This window comes from Moritella sp. (assembly GCF_033791185.1).
Taxonomy (GTDB): Bacteria; Pseudomonadota; Gammaproteobacteria; order Enterobacterales; family Moritellaceae; genus Moritella.
Genome location: NZ_JASJHF010000089.1, coordinates 1 through 15,232, shown reverse-complemented (window position 1 = coordinate 15,232; position 15,232 = coordinate 1). Strand labels below are relative to the sequence as shown.

The following is a 15,232-nucleotide window of genomic DNA, read 5'->3' as shown; positions in this document are numbered from 1 at the left end:
GAATCAAGTTCTTCAGCAATACGGTTAGCAACAGTACGCGCAGCAAGTCGTCTTGGCTGCGTATGACCAATCATGCCATCAATACCTAACCCGAGGTCGAGGCATATTTTAGGGATCTGAGTGGTTTTACCCGAGCCAGTTTCACCGGCAATTATCACCACTTGGTTATTTAAAATAGCATTAGCGATATCGTCACGTTTCTGACTAATCGGCAGAGACTCAGGGTAAGAGACTACGGGTAAATTATCAATACGCGACTGACGCAGGCTCGCCGAACTAGTAATATCTTGCTGCAATTTTTCAACGGCTTTCTGTTGCTTTTCAGAAGGTAATTTTTGTGCTGTTTGTAACCGGCGTTTAAAACGAAAACGATCCGCATGCATACAATTAGATAATTCAGCCGTCAGGGATTTGAAGATACTCTGCATAATAGTTAGAAATCGCCCATTAACTTAGTTTAAAAGCGAAATACTATGCCAGTCTCTATGGAATTTCAAATGATTATTGGATTTCAAATGAAATGCACTCCAACCACACACTTATTACTGTGATTAAAAAGTATCACTGGACACTTTTCAGACTATTGGCTCTACATATATGAAATATAAACCCAATAACAAATGCACAACAAAGCCAACACCGACTTAACATCTAGAATGACCTTCACAGCAGACTTCCCAATATATGCAGTTAAAACGCAGCCTAACTGCGTGTAACGTTTTATTTACACATGCAAAACAACTAAGAAATATACGTATATTTATTTTCACATACTATCCGTTTGATTTTAAGCAGATATTTATTTGATCTCAGTCACATACAAATACTTCGAAAGAAAATAGAATCCACTAGTTCTTCGCTCGAACGAACATCACACCCTATAGAATGGTTATTAAAAACCATCAAAACGTTGAAACTCGAGGTTATAAATGTTTGGTATTTTCAAACCCAAAGAGCATATTGCTCGTTTACCCCCAGGCCAAATTGACTCCACCTATAAATACTTACGTTGGCAGTTATTCTTTGGCATTTTCTTTGGCTACGCAGGCTATTATCTAGTGCGTAAAAATTTCAGTTTGGCAATGCCATACTTGATTGAACAAGGTTTTAGCCGTGGCGATCTTGGTGTCGCATTATCGGCAGTGTCTATTTCGTACGGTCTATCTAAGTTTCTGATGGGTAGTGTTTCCGATCGCTCTAATCCACGCTACTTCTTAACCGCAGGGTTATTAATGTCCGCTGCTGTGATGTTTACTTTTGGCTACATGCCTTGGGCAACTAGCAGTATCACCGCCATGTTCGTTTTACTATTTTTAAATGGTTGGTTTCAAGGCATGGGTTGGCCAGCCTGCGGTAGAACCATGGTGCACTGGTGGTCTAAAAAAGAACGTGGCGAATTAGTCTCGGTTTGGAATGTCGCGCATAATGTTGGTGGTGGTCTAATTGGCCCTATGTTCTTGCTTGGATTATGGGCCTTTAACGATGATTGGCATGCTGCGTTTTATGTTCCAGCATTCTTTGCTGTGATCGTCGCCGTTTTTGTCTGGTTCACGGTGCGTGATACCCCACAGTCTTGTGGGTTACCACCAATCGAAGAATATAAAGATGATTACCCAGATGACTACAGCAAAGATCATGAACAAGAAATGACCGCAAAAGAGATCTTCTTCAAATACGTGCTCAACAATAAACTGCTGTGGTCTATCGCGATTGCGAATGCTTTTGTTTATATGATCCGTTACGGCGTTTTGGATTGGGCCCCTGTTTATCTAAAAGAAGCAAAAGGTTTCAGTGTAGACGCTTCTTCTTGGGCTTATTTTTTATATGAATGGGCAGGTATTCCAGGTACCCTACTTTGTGGTTGGATCTCAGATAAATTATTCAAAGGCCGTCGTGCACCTGCAGGCATATTATTCATGGTGCTAGTGACTATTGCTGTACTTGTTTACTGGTTTAACCCTGCAGGAAATCCAGGCATCGATATGGCGGCATTAATTGCTATCGGTTTCCTTATTTACGGTCCTGTTATGTTAATTGGTTTATATGCATTAGAACTAGCACCTAAAAAAGCCGCTGGTACCGCAGCAGGTTTAACCGGCCTGTTTGGCTACCTAGGTGGTGCTGTTGCAGCAAACGCTGTACTTGGTTATACCGTTGACCATTTTGGTTGGGATGGTGGTTTTATAGTATTAGTCGGATCTTGCGTCGCTTCTATCATTTGTTTAGGTTACGCATATATCGGTGAAAAACGTTTTCACGATAACAAAAATAGTGATACTGCAGTAGCATAAATAGACTGTATTATTGGCAATAACTTTAGCGGCGACTGTTTTTAAAATAAAGTCGCCGCTACTTTATCTAAATTAAGATTAACTAAATATTAACGGCATTTTTCATAACAAGATTGCTGTTGTTTATCCATCGCCTTTAATACATCGCGACGCGTTATGATCGCCACCACGACCCCTTGGGCATCAATCACCGGATATACTTTGGGTTTTGCAGATAACATCTTTTGCGCTAATTCAATAATATTGTCTTCTGCCCGAACAGTGAGCACATCCGTTCTCATTAAGTCAGCAACTATCGCGACCTCTTCGCAGTAATAACTCGACTCCAGCAACGATGCTAAGCAATCTTGCTCCGAGATCCACCCGATTAGCGTATCATTATCATTCACCACCGGAGCACCGATATGAGGCGACTTTAGTAATTTATCAACAGCGGTAGCCACGGGCATCTCTGCCGTTAATTTAACTGGCCGTAACTGCATATAATCAGATACTTTTAAAGAATTCATTGCCTACCCCTTTAATACGTTAATCTACTTTAAATAATACATGGCTATTACTTATCCTAAGCATAGGTTATATGATTATTTCTACAATCAAGAACTTAAAATGGTTGGAATTACTTTATTTCCAACATTGAAAAGCAGAAAAGTAAAAAAATTAAACATAATGTAAAAAATAAATAACCCCGCCAACAGTGAAACTGACAACATGTCACACTGGTTTATTTAATTTAAGCAGCTTTTTATATCGCCTTATCGAACCGAATCAGAGTTATAACAAATCAGTTTTTTATAATACCAACTGTTTATGAAATTATGTTCTTGAAGAAGGTCACACAATTGTCATAGTATCAAGACATAAGAAAGTATAAATATCTCGCTTGATGGGAAGGGAAGCAATGAAAAAGACAATGTATGAAAAAATCTGGGATTCACACTTAGTTCACGAACCAAAGAATGGAACCCCGCTACTCTACATCGATCGTCACTTGATGCATGAAGTAACAAGTCCACAAGCATTTGAAGGCTTAAAAATAAAAAATCGTCCGATCCGTAATCGCCATAGTATCTTGGCAACAATGGATCACTGTGTACCAACAGTGGACCGTCACCTACCAATTAAAGATCCAATCGCTGCAAAGCAAATTGATACGATGGCCAACAACTGTAGCGAACATGACCTACTAATTTACGATATGCAGAGCGTTAATAACGGTGTTATTCATATTGTGGTACCTGAACATGGTTTTATCCACCCAGGTATGACTGCTGTGTGTGGTGATTCGCATACTGCAACACACGGTGCCTTTGGTGCGTTAGCATTCGGTATCGGTACTTCTGAAGTTGAACACGTAATGGCAACTCAGACGCTACAACAACAAAAATCAAAAACTATGCTAGTGAGCGTAGAAGGTAAATTATCGAAATATTCAACAGCAAAAGATATCGCCCTTGCTGTTATCGGTAAAATCGGTACTGCTGGCGGTACTGGCCACGTAATCGAATTCGCCGGTTCTGCAATTCGCGACCTGAGTATGGAAGGTCGTATGACCTTGTGTAACATGGCGATCGAAGGCGGCGCACGCGCAGGCCTTATCGCACCCGATGAAACTACATATGCTTATCTTGAAGGTAAAGAATATGCACCACAAGGTGATCATTGGGCAGCTGCTCTAGCATACTGGAAATCACTACCAACTGATGATGATGCGGTATTTGATACTGTTGTTGAACTTAAAGCTGAAGATATTGCACCACAAGTAACTTGGGGTACATCTCCAGAACAAGTTGTAGCAGTCAATGCGACTGTACCATCGCCAAGTGATTTTAGTGATGAAATTAAAGCGTCTTCATGTAAAGGCGCGCTTGCCTACATGGATATTAAAGCCGGAGCACCAATTACAGATATAAATATTGATCTGGTGTTCGTTGGTTCTTGTACTAACGGTCGTATTGAAGATTTCCGCGCCATTGCTGAACTAAGCGCCGGCAAAAAGGTAAGTTCTTCAGTACAAGCAATTGCAGTTCCTGGTTCATACCTAGTGAAAGAACAAGCAGAACAAGAAGGTCTAGATAAGATTTTAATTGCTGCTGGTTGGGAATGGCGTGAACCCGGTTGCTCTATGTGTCTAGCAATGAATGGTGATCAACTAAGCGAAGGTCAACGTAGTGCATCTACGTCAAACCGTAACTTCGAAGGTCGTCAAGGTAAAGGTGGACGTACTCATTTAGTATCACCAGCAATGGCTGCTGCAGCGGCAATCGAAGGCCACTTTGTTGACATCCGTAACTGGGCATAAGCTTTAGCACATTAGTGATCAAGGAATTAAAATGAAAGCATATAAAAATCATACTAGTGTTGCTGCATTAATGAATCGTAGTAACGTAGATACAGACCAAATCATCCCAAAACAGTTCTTGAAAAAAGTAGAACGTACTGGTTTTGGTATTCACTTATTTCATGACTGGCGTTTTCTTGATGATGGTTCAGAAAACCCTGAGTTTGAATTAAACCGACCGGCATTCAAAGGCGCTAAAATTTTAGTTGCTGGCGATAACTTTGGTTGTGGCTCATCACGTGAACATGCGCCATGGGCGATTGAAGATTTTGGTTTCAATACGATAATTTCAACAAGCTACGCTGATATTTTCTACTCTAACTGCTTCAAGAATGGTATTTTACCAATCCGTGTAAGCAAAGATGTACTCGCTGCATTGATGGCTGAAATTGCTGCCAATGAAGGGGTTGAGTTTACGGTTGACCTACCAGCACAAACAGTAACAACACCGGGCGGCATTGTTGTTAACGTGGAAGTAGACGAATTCCGTAAACAAAGCCTGATCGAAGGTGCTGATGATATTTCATGGACATTAAAACATGAAGAAAAGATCACCGAATTCGAAACAGCTAACAAACAACAGTTCCCATGGTTATGGACTGAAGCAAGTTAATTATTTGGTATGATTGTTTGATAGAAAATAAACTCTTTCAAAAAATACTAAACAGACGCTTTAAAAGCGGATAACCATAAGTTATCCGCTCTTTTCCTACAATTTGAAGCAGGTAGCAAATATGGAAATCATGCGCCCTCGAGTCCAGCTAATGGATACGACTCTTCGCGATGGAGAGCAAACCCAAGGGGTCTCCTTCACTCCCGATGAAAAAGTCAGTATTGCTAAAGCCCTACTCCAATCACTTAATGTCGATCGCATCGAAGTTGCTTCTGCACGCGTATCTTTAGGCGAAAAAAATGCAGTAGCCTCATTAATGCAATGGGCAGAGCAAGAACAAGTAGCAGACCGTATTGAAATATTAGGATTTGTTGATCACACCAAGAGCGTTGATTGGATCAAATCCAGTGGTGCGAAGGTCATTAATTTATTAACTAAAGGCAGCGAAAAACACTGTATTGAACAGCTACGCAAGACATCCTCTGCACACATTGCTGACGTAAGAGAAACCATTCATTACGCAATGGAGCAAGGGTTGAGGGTTAATATCTATCTTGAAGATTGGTCTAACGGTTACTGTGATAATCCCGATTACGTTTATAATATGATCACTGAACTAGCCGATTTACCAATCCAACATTACATGCTGCCAGATACGCTTGGGGTAATGTCACCTGACGAGGTACATACTAGTCTATCTGACATGATAAGTCGCTTCCCGCAACTGCAATTTGATTTTCATCCACACAATGATTACGGTTTAGCAACTGCAAATGCATTAGCAGCAGCTAAAGTCGGTATTAGTGCCATCCACTGTACGGTTAACTGCCTTGGTGAGCGTGCCGGCAATGCGTCACTGGCAGAAGTAGCGGTGGTATTAAAAGACAAACTCGGTATTCAATCATCAATCAATGAACAGCGAATTCATCAAATTAGTCAAATGATAGAAAGCTTCTCAGGTAAGTTCACACCAGCAAACGCCCCTATCATCGGCGCTGACGTGTTTACCCAAACCAGTGGTATCCATGCGGATGGCGATAATAAAGGTGGCTTATATCAAACCGTATTAGGCCCAGAACGATTTGAACGCACACGAACTTACGCACTCGGTAAAATGAGTGGTAAAGCATCACTTGAGAAAAATTTGGAAGAGTTAAGTATTGACTTAAGTACAGAACAAAAAACCAAATTACTCGAGCGGATTGTGACACTCGGCGATCAAAAATCGATTATCACACCTGAAGATTTACCCTTTATTATTGCCGACCTATTGGAGAGTAAAGATTATTCGCACATTGAACTACTCAATTGTTCGATAACATCAGGGCTAAATGTTGACTCAACAGCAAGTATCCGCGTTCGTATTGGTGATGAAATGTATAAATCTGCCGGTTCAGGTAACGGGGGTTTTGATGCGTTCAGCATGGCGATACAAGCGATTATGCAAAAAGTCGGCTTTGACTTCCCGAACTTAGAAAACTATCAAGTCCGCATCCCTCCCGGCGGTAAAACCAGTGCCCTTACCGAGAGTTTCATTACTTGGCAACAAGACAATAAAAGCTTTAGAACCCGTGGCGTCAGTTCAAATCAAGTATTTGCTGGCGTACAAGCGACAATGCGCATGTTAAACAAATTGCTACACGAAAAAATAACCAGCAATTCACCTTAATATGCCCGCCAGGTTAGCATGAAAATAAACCCCGTGTTAGCCTGCCACTAAAGTTTTACTTCATATCACGCCTCGTCAATCCTAAATATAATGGCTAAAAATATTTAATCACATTTGTGTGAGCTATACTCAATGTATATGTTGTCAAAAGTACGACTGACAATATAAAGACCCGCTAAACAACTCTAGTCAATTCTAACTCACTAGCAACCGATATTTTGTCATTCGAATATAACGCATCTTAATAAAATAATAAAATGCTTATAAAACCGCAATTTAATTGCGCAATTTTGAAATCAAAGTCTAGATTTATAGAAGAAGTGAGAAATACTTCAGACTTGTAGATGCCAATTCCTGCAGATGCAAGTAATTACATTTTGGGGGTTACCTATGGGTATTTTTGAACATTATCAGCAAAGATACGAAGAAAGTCGTGAAGAAGAATACACGATCCAAGAGTTTTTAAACTTATGTCGTGACGACAAAGCTGTATACGCATCTGCTGCTGAAAGACTACTAAACGCTATCGGTGAGCCAGAAATGGTTGATACCGCGACTGATTCTCGTTTAAGCCGATTATTTTCAAACCGTGTTGTTGCACGTTATCCGGCTTTTGCTGAATTCTACGGTATGGAAGATGCGATTGAACAAATCGTTGCCTACCTAAAACATTCAGCGCAAGGCTTAGAAGAAAAAAAACAAATCCTGTACTTATTGGGGCCAGTTGGTGGTGGTAAATCATCTTTGGCAGAAAAACTCAAAGACCTAATGCAAAATGAAGCCATTTATCGCATCAAAGGTTCACCAGTAAATGACCATCCATTTAGCTTGTTTGATATCAATGAAGATGCCAATATTTTGCGTAGTGAATACGGTATTCCAACCCGTTATCTAGGCCATGTAATGTCGCCTTGGGCTGCTAAACGCTTAAAAGAATATGGTGGTGATATCAGCCAATTTAAAGTGGAAAAAATACGTCCATCTATCCTTCACCAGATTGCCATTGCTAAAACTGAACCTGGGGATGAAAATAACCAAGATATTTCATCGTTAGTCGGTAAAGTTGATATTCGTCAGTTAGAGCATTTTTCACAGGATGATCCTGACGCATACAGTTACTCAGGCGCTCTCTGTAAAGCTAATCAAGGTGTGATGGAATTTGTAGAGATGTTTAAAGCACCGATTAAAGTGCTGCATCCACTACTTACCGCAACGCAAGAAGGTAACTATAACAGTACAGAGGGTCTATCAGCCCTGCCTTTTGAAGGTATAATTCTTGCTCACTCGAATGAATCTGAGTGGCAAACATTCCGTAATAACAAAAACAATGAAGCCTTTTTAGACCGGGTATACATAGTTAAAGTACCTTACTGCTTACGTATTAGTGAAGAGCAAGCTATTTATAGAAAACTTCTTGAAAACAGTGCTTTACACAATGCCAAATGTGCACCAGGTACCCTAGATGCGCTTGCTCAATTCACTGTACTATCACGGATCAAAGACCCAGAGAACTCATCAATCTATTCGAAAATGCGCGTTTACGATGGCGAGACCTTAAAAGATACCGATCCAAAAGCCAAGTCATATCAAGAGTATCGTGATTATGCCGGCGTTGATGAAGGTATGTCAGGGCTATCAACCCGTTTTGCTTACAAAATTTTATCCAAAGTCTTCAATTTTGATCATGTTGAAGTCGCAGCCAATCCTGTACACCTGTTCTATGTACTCGAACAACAAATTGAGCGTGAACAATTCCCTCAAGATATTGCAGACCGTTATTTAGAATTCTTGAAAGGCTACTTGATCCCGAAATATGTTGAGTTTATTGGTAAAGAAATTCAAACCGCTTATTTAGAATCTTATTCTGAATATGGCCAAAATATTTTCGACCGCTATGTCACTTACGCTGATTTTTGGATCCAAGATCAAGAGTATCGCGATCCAGAAACGGGTCAGTTATTTGATAGAGAAGCATTAAATAACGATCTAGAAAAAATTGAGAAACCTGCTGGTATCAGTAACCCCAAAGATTTCCGTAATGAAATTGTTAATTTTGTATTACGCGCTAGAGCCAATAACAGTGGTAAAAATCCGGCATGGGTCAGTTACGAAAAACTCCGTACTGTGATCGAAAAGAAAATGTTCTCCAACACTGAAGAGTTATTACCCGTTATCTCATTTAACGGCAAAACATCCACAGACGAACAACAAAAACATGACAACTTTGTAGCCCGTATGATGGAGAAAGGTTATACCAAGAAACAAGTTAGATTGTTGTCAGAATGGTATTTACGTGTACGTAAATCATCATAAGATACTGTGTTAGGGGGTATGAGATGGCACATTTTATTGATCGCAGATTAAACGGTAAAAATAAAAGTACCGTTAATCGACAACGCTTTATGCGTCGTTATAATTCACAAATAAAAAAGGCGGTATCTGATGCTGTAAATAATCGTAGTATCCAGGATATTACATCTGGAGAAAGTGTCAGTATTCCAACTCGTGACATCTCAGAACCAAGCTTCCACCAAGGTAAAGGGGGCGATCGTACTATTGTTCATCCAGGTAACGATCAATTCATTGCCGGTGATAAAATCAGTCGCCCACCACCCGAGGGTGGTGCAGGCCCTGGTGGTGGAGAAGCAAGTGACAGCGGTGAAGGTAATGATGAATTTAATTTTCAAATTTCAAAAGACGAATATCTTGATCTGTTATTTGAAGATTTAGAGTTACCCAATTTACAAGAAAACCAGTTCAACAGTATCGTCGAAATGAAAACCCATCGCGCTGGTTATACCTCAAATGGTAACCCCGGTAACATCGCGATTGTGAAATCATTACAAAATTCACTCGCTAGACGTACCGCATTATCTGGCGGTAAAAAAAGAAAAGTCAAAGCTCTGCAACAGGAAGTTGATGAATTAACCAAACGTGGCGAGATTGAAGGTCAATTTGTCGACGAACTAAAAAAAGAAATTGCCGAACTTAAAGAGCGGATTAGTAAAGTACCTTTTATCGATACCTTTGATTTACGCTATAACAATTTTGAGCAATATGCAGTGCCCAATAGCCAAGCCGTGATGTTTTGTCTAATGGATGTATCCGGTTCTATGGATCAGCCAACGAAAGACATGGCGAAACGCTTCTACATTTTACTCTATTTGTTCTTAACCCGTACTTACAAAAAAATTGAAGTGGTTTACATACGCCACCATACTCAAGCAAAAGAAGTTGATGAGCATGAATTTTTTTACTCACAAGAGACAGGTGGTACGATTGTGTCGTCAGCCTTAAAACTCATGGATAAAATCGTCACTGATAAGTATCCCGCAACTGAGTGGAATATTTATGCAGCACAAGCTTCTGATGGGGATAACTGGGCTGATGACTCACCTTTATGCCGCACTATTTTACTCAATAAAATAATGCCGAAAGTGCGCTACTTCAGCTATATAGAAATAACCAATAGAGCGCATCAGACATTGTGGCGAGAATACGAAAAAGTGGCGGAAGAATACCCTCAATTCGCTTTACAGCACATTCGTCAACTCGAAGATATTTACCCTGTATTCCGTGAACTATTCAAGAAACAGGCCGCTTAGGGAGAATCTATATGTTAAAAGATGAAGTAAAGCAACTTAGCGATGGTCCAGATTGGAATTTTCCACTACTTGAACAGTATCATGTCGAAATTAAACGTATTGCCGAGCATTATCGACTTGATACTTACCCCAATCAAATAGAAGTGATCTCTGCTGAGCAAATGATGGATGCTTATTCTTCCGTAGGGATGCCGATTGGCTATAACCATTGGAGTTTTGGTAAAAAATTTATTCAAACTGAGCAAAGCTACAAACGTGGTCAGATGGGACTCGCGTATGAAATTGTCATTAACTCTAGTCCCTGTATCGCCTATTTAATGGAAGAAAATACTATACCGATGCAAGCGTTAGTGATCGCACATGCTTGTTATGGCCACAATTCTTTTTTTAAAAACAACTATCTTTTTAAATCATGGACAGATGCAGATTCAATTATTGATTATCTGCTATTTTCCAAGAACTATATTGCAGAGTGTGAACAAAAATATGGGATCGATGCAGTCGAAAATATTGTCGATTCTTGTCATGCGTTAATGAGTTATGGTGTCGACCGTTATAAGCGACCAAGTGAACCGTCATTAAGTGAAGAAAAGCGTCGCCAGCAAGAACGTGCTGATTATTTGCAAACCCAAGTAAACGAACTGTGGCGAACCCTGCCCCAAAGTAATGAAAAAGAAGCTCCGACTGAACCAAATTACCCAGCAGAGCCACAAGAAAACATTCTCTATTTTGTAGAAAAAAATGCACCATTATTACATTCTTGGCAACGAGAGATAATCCGTATCGTCCGCAAGATAAGCCAATACTTTTATCCACAAAAACAAACGCAAGTCATGAATGAAGGTTGGGCCACATTTTGGCATTACACCATTACCAATCACATGTATGACGAAGGATTAGTATCCGATAAATTCATGTTAGAGATATTACATAATCATACTAACGTGGTGTTACAGCCAGCTTACAATAGCCCTTATTATTCAGGTATGAATCCTTACGCGCTTGGGTTTGCGATGTTTACTGACATTCGCCGCATTTGTGAAAACCCAACGGCGGAAGATAAAGCTTGGTTTCCTGATATTGCGGGCAGTGATTGGTTAGAAACATTGCACTTTGCCATGCAAAATTTTAAAGATGAGAGTTTTATTAGCCAATATCTATCACCGAAAGTGATGCGTGATATGCATCTATTTTCAATCGAAGATAATGAAAGCAGTAAACATATTGAAGTATCGGCAATTCATAATGAGGAAGGTTATCAGCAGTTACGCAATAAGTTATCTGCCCAATATAATTTAAGTAACAATGAGCCTAACATTCAAGTGTTCAATATCGACAAAAAAGGTGATAGGTCCTTAACGTTACGTTATGTACCGCACCAAGAAATCCCCTTGGAGAGTAAATCCGCACAAGAAGTAATGAAGCATCTCCACCGACTTTGGGGCTTTGATGTACGGCTAGAACAATTGCAAGCAAATGGTAATATCGAACTGCTTTGTCAGAGCATAACGCCAACGCCTTAAGACAAAAACCAGTCAATGACTGGTTTTTTTATATACAATTATTACGTAATAATTATTTAATGCGCTGTTCAAAAGCGACGCAAATATCATCCCATGTTTCATCACGGTACTGCTGCCAAAGTAGACCAGAGTTCATACCATAATTACGAATAACATTTAAACTTTCATCTGCTTGATTTTGTTCTGCGATCTCTTTTAATTCACGATAGAAATTTTTCGCGAGTGCACGTGATTCAGGGTAATCAAAATAGATTTTACCTAAGATACGGTACATATTATCAAAACCATTCAAGATCAATGCATAAACTAAATTACCAGACAAAAACGCTAATTTGTGCAACATATGGTAATCGTAAGTCGTATATGCCTCTTTATCGTCTGCCAGCGATTCAGCTTCGTTTAGAATTTCGACAACACGTTCAGGATCACGCTTGATCGCTGCTCGGATAAAAATAACACTAATATTGGTACGGGCAGATAATAAATCGCTAATCAGCTCTGGCAAGCGCTCAGGGTCTAATCGTACTAAATCTTCAAGAATTGAAAGACTCGATGTCTCCCAAAAATTATTAACCTGCGTCGGCTTTCCGTGGCGAATAGTGAGCCAACCATCACGCGCTAAACGTTGAAGAACTTCACGTAGCGTAGTCCGGGTAACACCAATAAGCTCAGAAAGTTCTCTTTCTGCAGGAAGAATTGAGCCCGGAGGAAAACGGTTTTTCCAAATTGATTCGATAAGGTACTCTTCAGCGAAGCCAGCTGGACTTTTCGCCTTAATGATACCGTCATTCTGACGCTTTTTATTTGTTGTTTTACTATCAGTAATATCCATTTAACTTCTCATATTAGAAATATAACAGGTTGTATCTTTTCGAATCTTAGCATCCACAGGCTCGTCCGACCAGATTTAAATTAGATCCTATCACTAGAATAATTTATTCCAATTTAAATATTAAAATAACTTTATTTGCAATAACAATAATCTGTATCAATAAAAATGATGGCGCACATCACAAAATATGCTTAGAATGTCGCAATTTTATAATTCTTTACACCAAATATTGGACACCTCCTATGGACATTAGTCTTAGTACGGCTGCAAAATTAAACTTCTTAGGTAATTCACCTCAGTGGTACAAAATTGCGATCATTGCCTTTCTTATTATAAACCCGATTATCTTTGCGATTGACCCTTTCATTGCTGGTTGGTTATTAGTTACCGAATTTATCTTTACTTTAGCAATGGCGCTAAAATGTTACCCTCTTCAACCAGGTGGCTTACTCGCAATTGAAGCCGTTGCCATTGGCATGACCTCTGCAGAGCAAGTGCAACATGAACTGGCGAGTAACATAGAAGTATTATTGCTGCTGATATTTATGGTTGCCGGTATCTATTTTATGAAGTCATTATTGCTTTATGTTTTCACTAAATTGTTGATTAACATTAAATCTAAAGCATTGCTGGCTTTATCTTTCTCAGTAGTATCGGCTTTCCTTTCAGCCTTCTTAGACGCACTAACGGTGATTGCCGTGGTAATTAGTGTCGCTATTGGTTTCTATAGTATCTACCACAAAGTAGCATCAGGTCGTGATTTTAAACATGACCATGACCATACTGATGATGCAAGCGTGAACGAACTAAAGCGTCAAGATCTTGATGATTACCGTTCTTTCTTGCGTAGTCTTATGATGCATGCTGGTGTTGGTACTGCGCTTGGCGGCGTATGTACTATGGTTGGTGAACCGCAAAACTTAATCATTGCTGAACAAGCGGGTTGGGAATTTGTAGAGTTTGCACTGCGCATGTCACCAATTACAGTTCCGGTATTTGTCTTTGGCCTACTAACGTGTGTCCTTGTCGAGAAGTTTAAAATCTTTGGTTACGGCACTGAATTACCCGCTGCAGTACGTACTATTTTGGTTGATTTTGATAAACATGAAGATGCCAACCGCAGCCAACGTGAACGTGTAAAACTGTATACGCAAGCGGCAATTGGTGTTTGGTTAATCGTTGGTCTAGCGCTGCATTTAGCTGCCGTTGGTCTTATTGGTTTATCAGTCATCATTCTAGCTACAGCCTTTAACGGTATTACTGAAGAACATGCGTTAGGTAAAGCATTTGAAGAAGCATTACCTTTCACCGCGTTACTCGCGGTATTCTTCACTATTGTTGCGGTGATCATTGATCAACAATTATTCATTCCACTTATCAGTGCAGTACTTGCTGCAGACCCACATCAACAGCTACCGCTATTTTACTTAGCTAATGGCATCTTATCTATGGTAAGTGATAATGTATTTGTTGGTACTGTTTATATTACCGAAGTAAAAGCGGCACTGATGCACGGTACTATCACGCGTGATCAGTTTGACTTACTTGCTGTAGCCATTAATACCGGTACTAACTTACCTTCAGTGGCAACACCAAATGGACAGGCTGCATTTTTATTCTTATTAACGTCAGCAGTAGCGCCGTTATTACGTTTATCATATGGCCGTATGGTTATCATGGCATTACCTTATACGATTGTAATGACATTAGTTGGGCTTGGTTCATTGATGTTCTTCTTAGAGCCAGCTACAACAATGATGCTCGATATGGGGCTCATTAGTGCCCATGCAGACAGCGCCATTGAAGCCGTTAAATCTGCCGTACACTAAGATAATTTAATTTGAATAAACGCCGCTATTAGCGGCGTTTTTTATATAAGTAATAACCTTAGATAAGTAATATTCGATAAAAATTTTATTCTTACACACTTTTACAATCTGCCCCCTCATATCTAGTCTAACAATATGATATAACAGCAGGTCATAATTAAATTCATTTGAGATAATATATGTACCAGTTTATTTCTAACCTGCCTAAGCAACGCCTTCCTTGGGTTTTACTCGCACTGACAGGCATGGGATTAGAAGCATGCGCGCTCTTCTTCCAATATGTGATGGAGCTAAATCCTTGCGTATTGTGTGTTTATGAACGCGTGGCCATGATGGGAATTATTTTTGCTGGGTTAGTTGGTGCCATCGCGCCAAGTAATCCGCTGGTGCGTTTTAGCGGATTTGCATTGTGGTTTATCAGTGCGGGCTATAGCTTAAGCTTAGCGATTGAACATGTTGATATCCAGTTAAATCCGTCACCGTTTTCGACATGCGACTTCTTCCCTAATTTCCCAACTTGGGCTCCCCT

11 protein-coding genes and 1 pseudogene are annotated in these 15,232 nt (G+C 39.9%); 9 read left to right on the top strand and 3 right to left on the bottom strand.

Annotation, left to right across the window (positions count from 1 at the left end; genetic code table 11):
• Positions 1-428: pseudogene (locus tag QNK26_RS05735) on the bottom strand (ATP-dependent RNA helicase HrpA); the annotation flags it as partial.
• Between the two features lie 501 nt (positions 429-929).
• On the opposite strand from QNK26_RS05735, the gene glpT reads away from it, so the two are divergent.
• Positions 930-2,291 (top strand): glycerol-3-phosphate transporter, encoded by a 1,362-nt coding sequence (gene glpT, locus QNK26_RS05730; RefSeq protein WP_319221442.1) that lies wholly within the window; start codon positions 930-932, stop codon positions 2,289-2,291.
• Between the two features lie 89 nt (positions 2,292-2,380).
• Here the strand turns inward: glpT and QNK26_RS05725 are convergent, their stop codons facing one another.
• Complete coding sequence (locus tag QNK26_RS05725; protein WP_319221440.1) at positions 2,381-2,800, bottom strand: CBS domain-containing protein; 420 nt, start codon at positions 2,798-2,800, stop codon at positions 2,381-2,383.
• Between the two features lie 392 nt (positions 2,801-3,192).
• On the opposite strand from QNK26_RS05725, the gene leuC reads away from it, so the two are divergent.
• The 6 genes from leuC to QNK26_RS05695 all read left to right on the top strand — a co-directional run bounded on the left by leuC (position 3,193) and on the right by QNK26_RS05695 (position 12,042).
• Positions 3,193-4,593, top strand: coding sequence for a 3-isopropylmalate dehydratase large subunit (leuC, locus tag QNK26_RS05720; RefSeq protein ID WP_319221439.1), 1,401 nt, complete (start codon positions 3,193-3,195; stop codon positions 4,591-4,593).
• Between the two features lie 31 nt (positions 4,594-4,624).
• Positions 4,625-5,245, top strand: a complete 621-nt coding sequence (gene leuD, locus QNK26_RS05715) for a 3-isopropylmalate dehydratase small subunit (protein WP_319221438.1) — start codon at positions 4,625-4,627, stop codon at positions 5,243-5,245.
• 130 nt (positions 5,246-5,375) lie between these two features.
• Complete coding sequence (locus QNK26_RS05710; RefSeq protein WP_319221437.1) at positions 5,376-6,914, top strand: alpha-isopropylmalate synthase regulatory domain-containing protein; 1,539 nt, start codon at positions 5,376-5,378, stop codon at positions 6,912-6,914.
• Positions 6,915-7,304: 390 nt separating this feature from the next.
• Positions 7,305-9,227, top strand: coding sequence for a PrkA family serine protein kinase (locus QNK26_RS05705; protein WP_319221436.1), 1,923 nt, complete (start codon positions 7,305-7,307; stop codon positions 9,225-9,227).
• Positions 9,228-9,250: 23 nt separating this feature from the next.
• On the top strand, positions 9,251-10,519 hold the full coding sequence (locus QNK26_RS05700; RefSeq protein ID WP_319221434.1) for a YeaH/YhbH family protein: 1,269 nt from the start codon (positions 9,251-9,253) through the stop codon (positions 10,517-10,519).
• An 11-nt stretch (positions 10,520-10,530) separates the two neighbouring features.
• Positions 10,531-12,042: a SpoVR family protein gene (locus QNK26_RS05695; protein WP_319221432.1), complete on the top strand. Its 1,512-nt coding sequence runs from the start codon at positions 10,531-10,533 to the stop codon at positions 12,040-12,042.
• A 52-nt stretch (positions 12,043-12,094) separates the two neighbouring features.
• Here QNK26_RS05695 and fadR read toward each other — a convergent pair whose 3' ends face one another.
• The gene (fadR, locus tag QNK26_RS05690; protein ID WP_319221431.1) at positions 12,095-12,874 is read right to left on the bottom strand and encodes a fatty acid metabolism transcriptional regulator FadR; all 780 of its coding nucleotides are present in this window, start codon (positions 12,872-12,874) and stop codon (positions 12,095-12,097) included.
• A 242-nt stretch (positions 12,875-13,116) separates the two neighbouring features.
• Here fadR and nhaB point away from each other — a divergent pair, with 242 nt between their 5' ends.
• Together nhaB and dsbB are read left to right on the top strand one after the other, a co-directional pair.
• A complete protein-coding gene (nhaB, locus tag QNK26_RS05685) occupies positions 13,117-14,703 on the top strand; it encodes a sodium/proton antiporter NhaB (RefSeq protein WP_319221430.1) in 1,587 nt (528 codons plus the stop codon).
• Between the two features lie 179 nt (positions 14,704-14,882).
• On the top strand, positions 14,883-15,232 hold a 350-nt coding region (gene dsbB, locus QNK26_RS05680; RefSeq protein WP_319221428.1), incomplete at its 3' end, for a disulfide bond formation protein DsbB.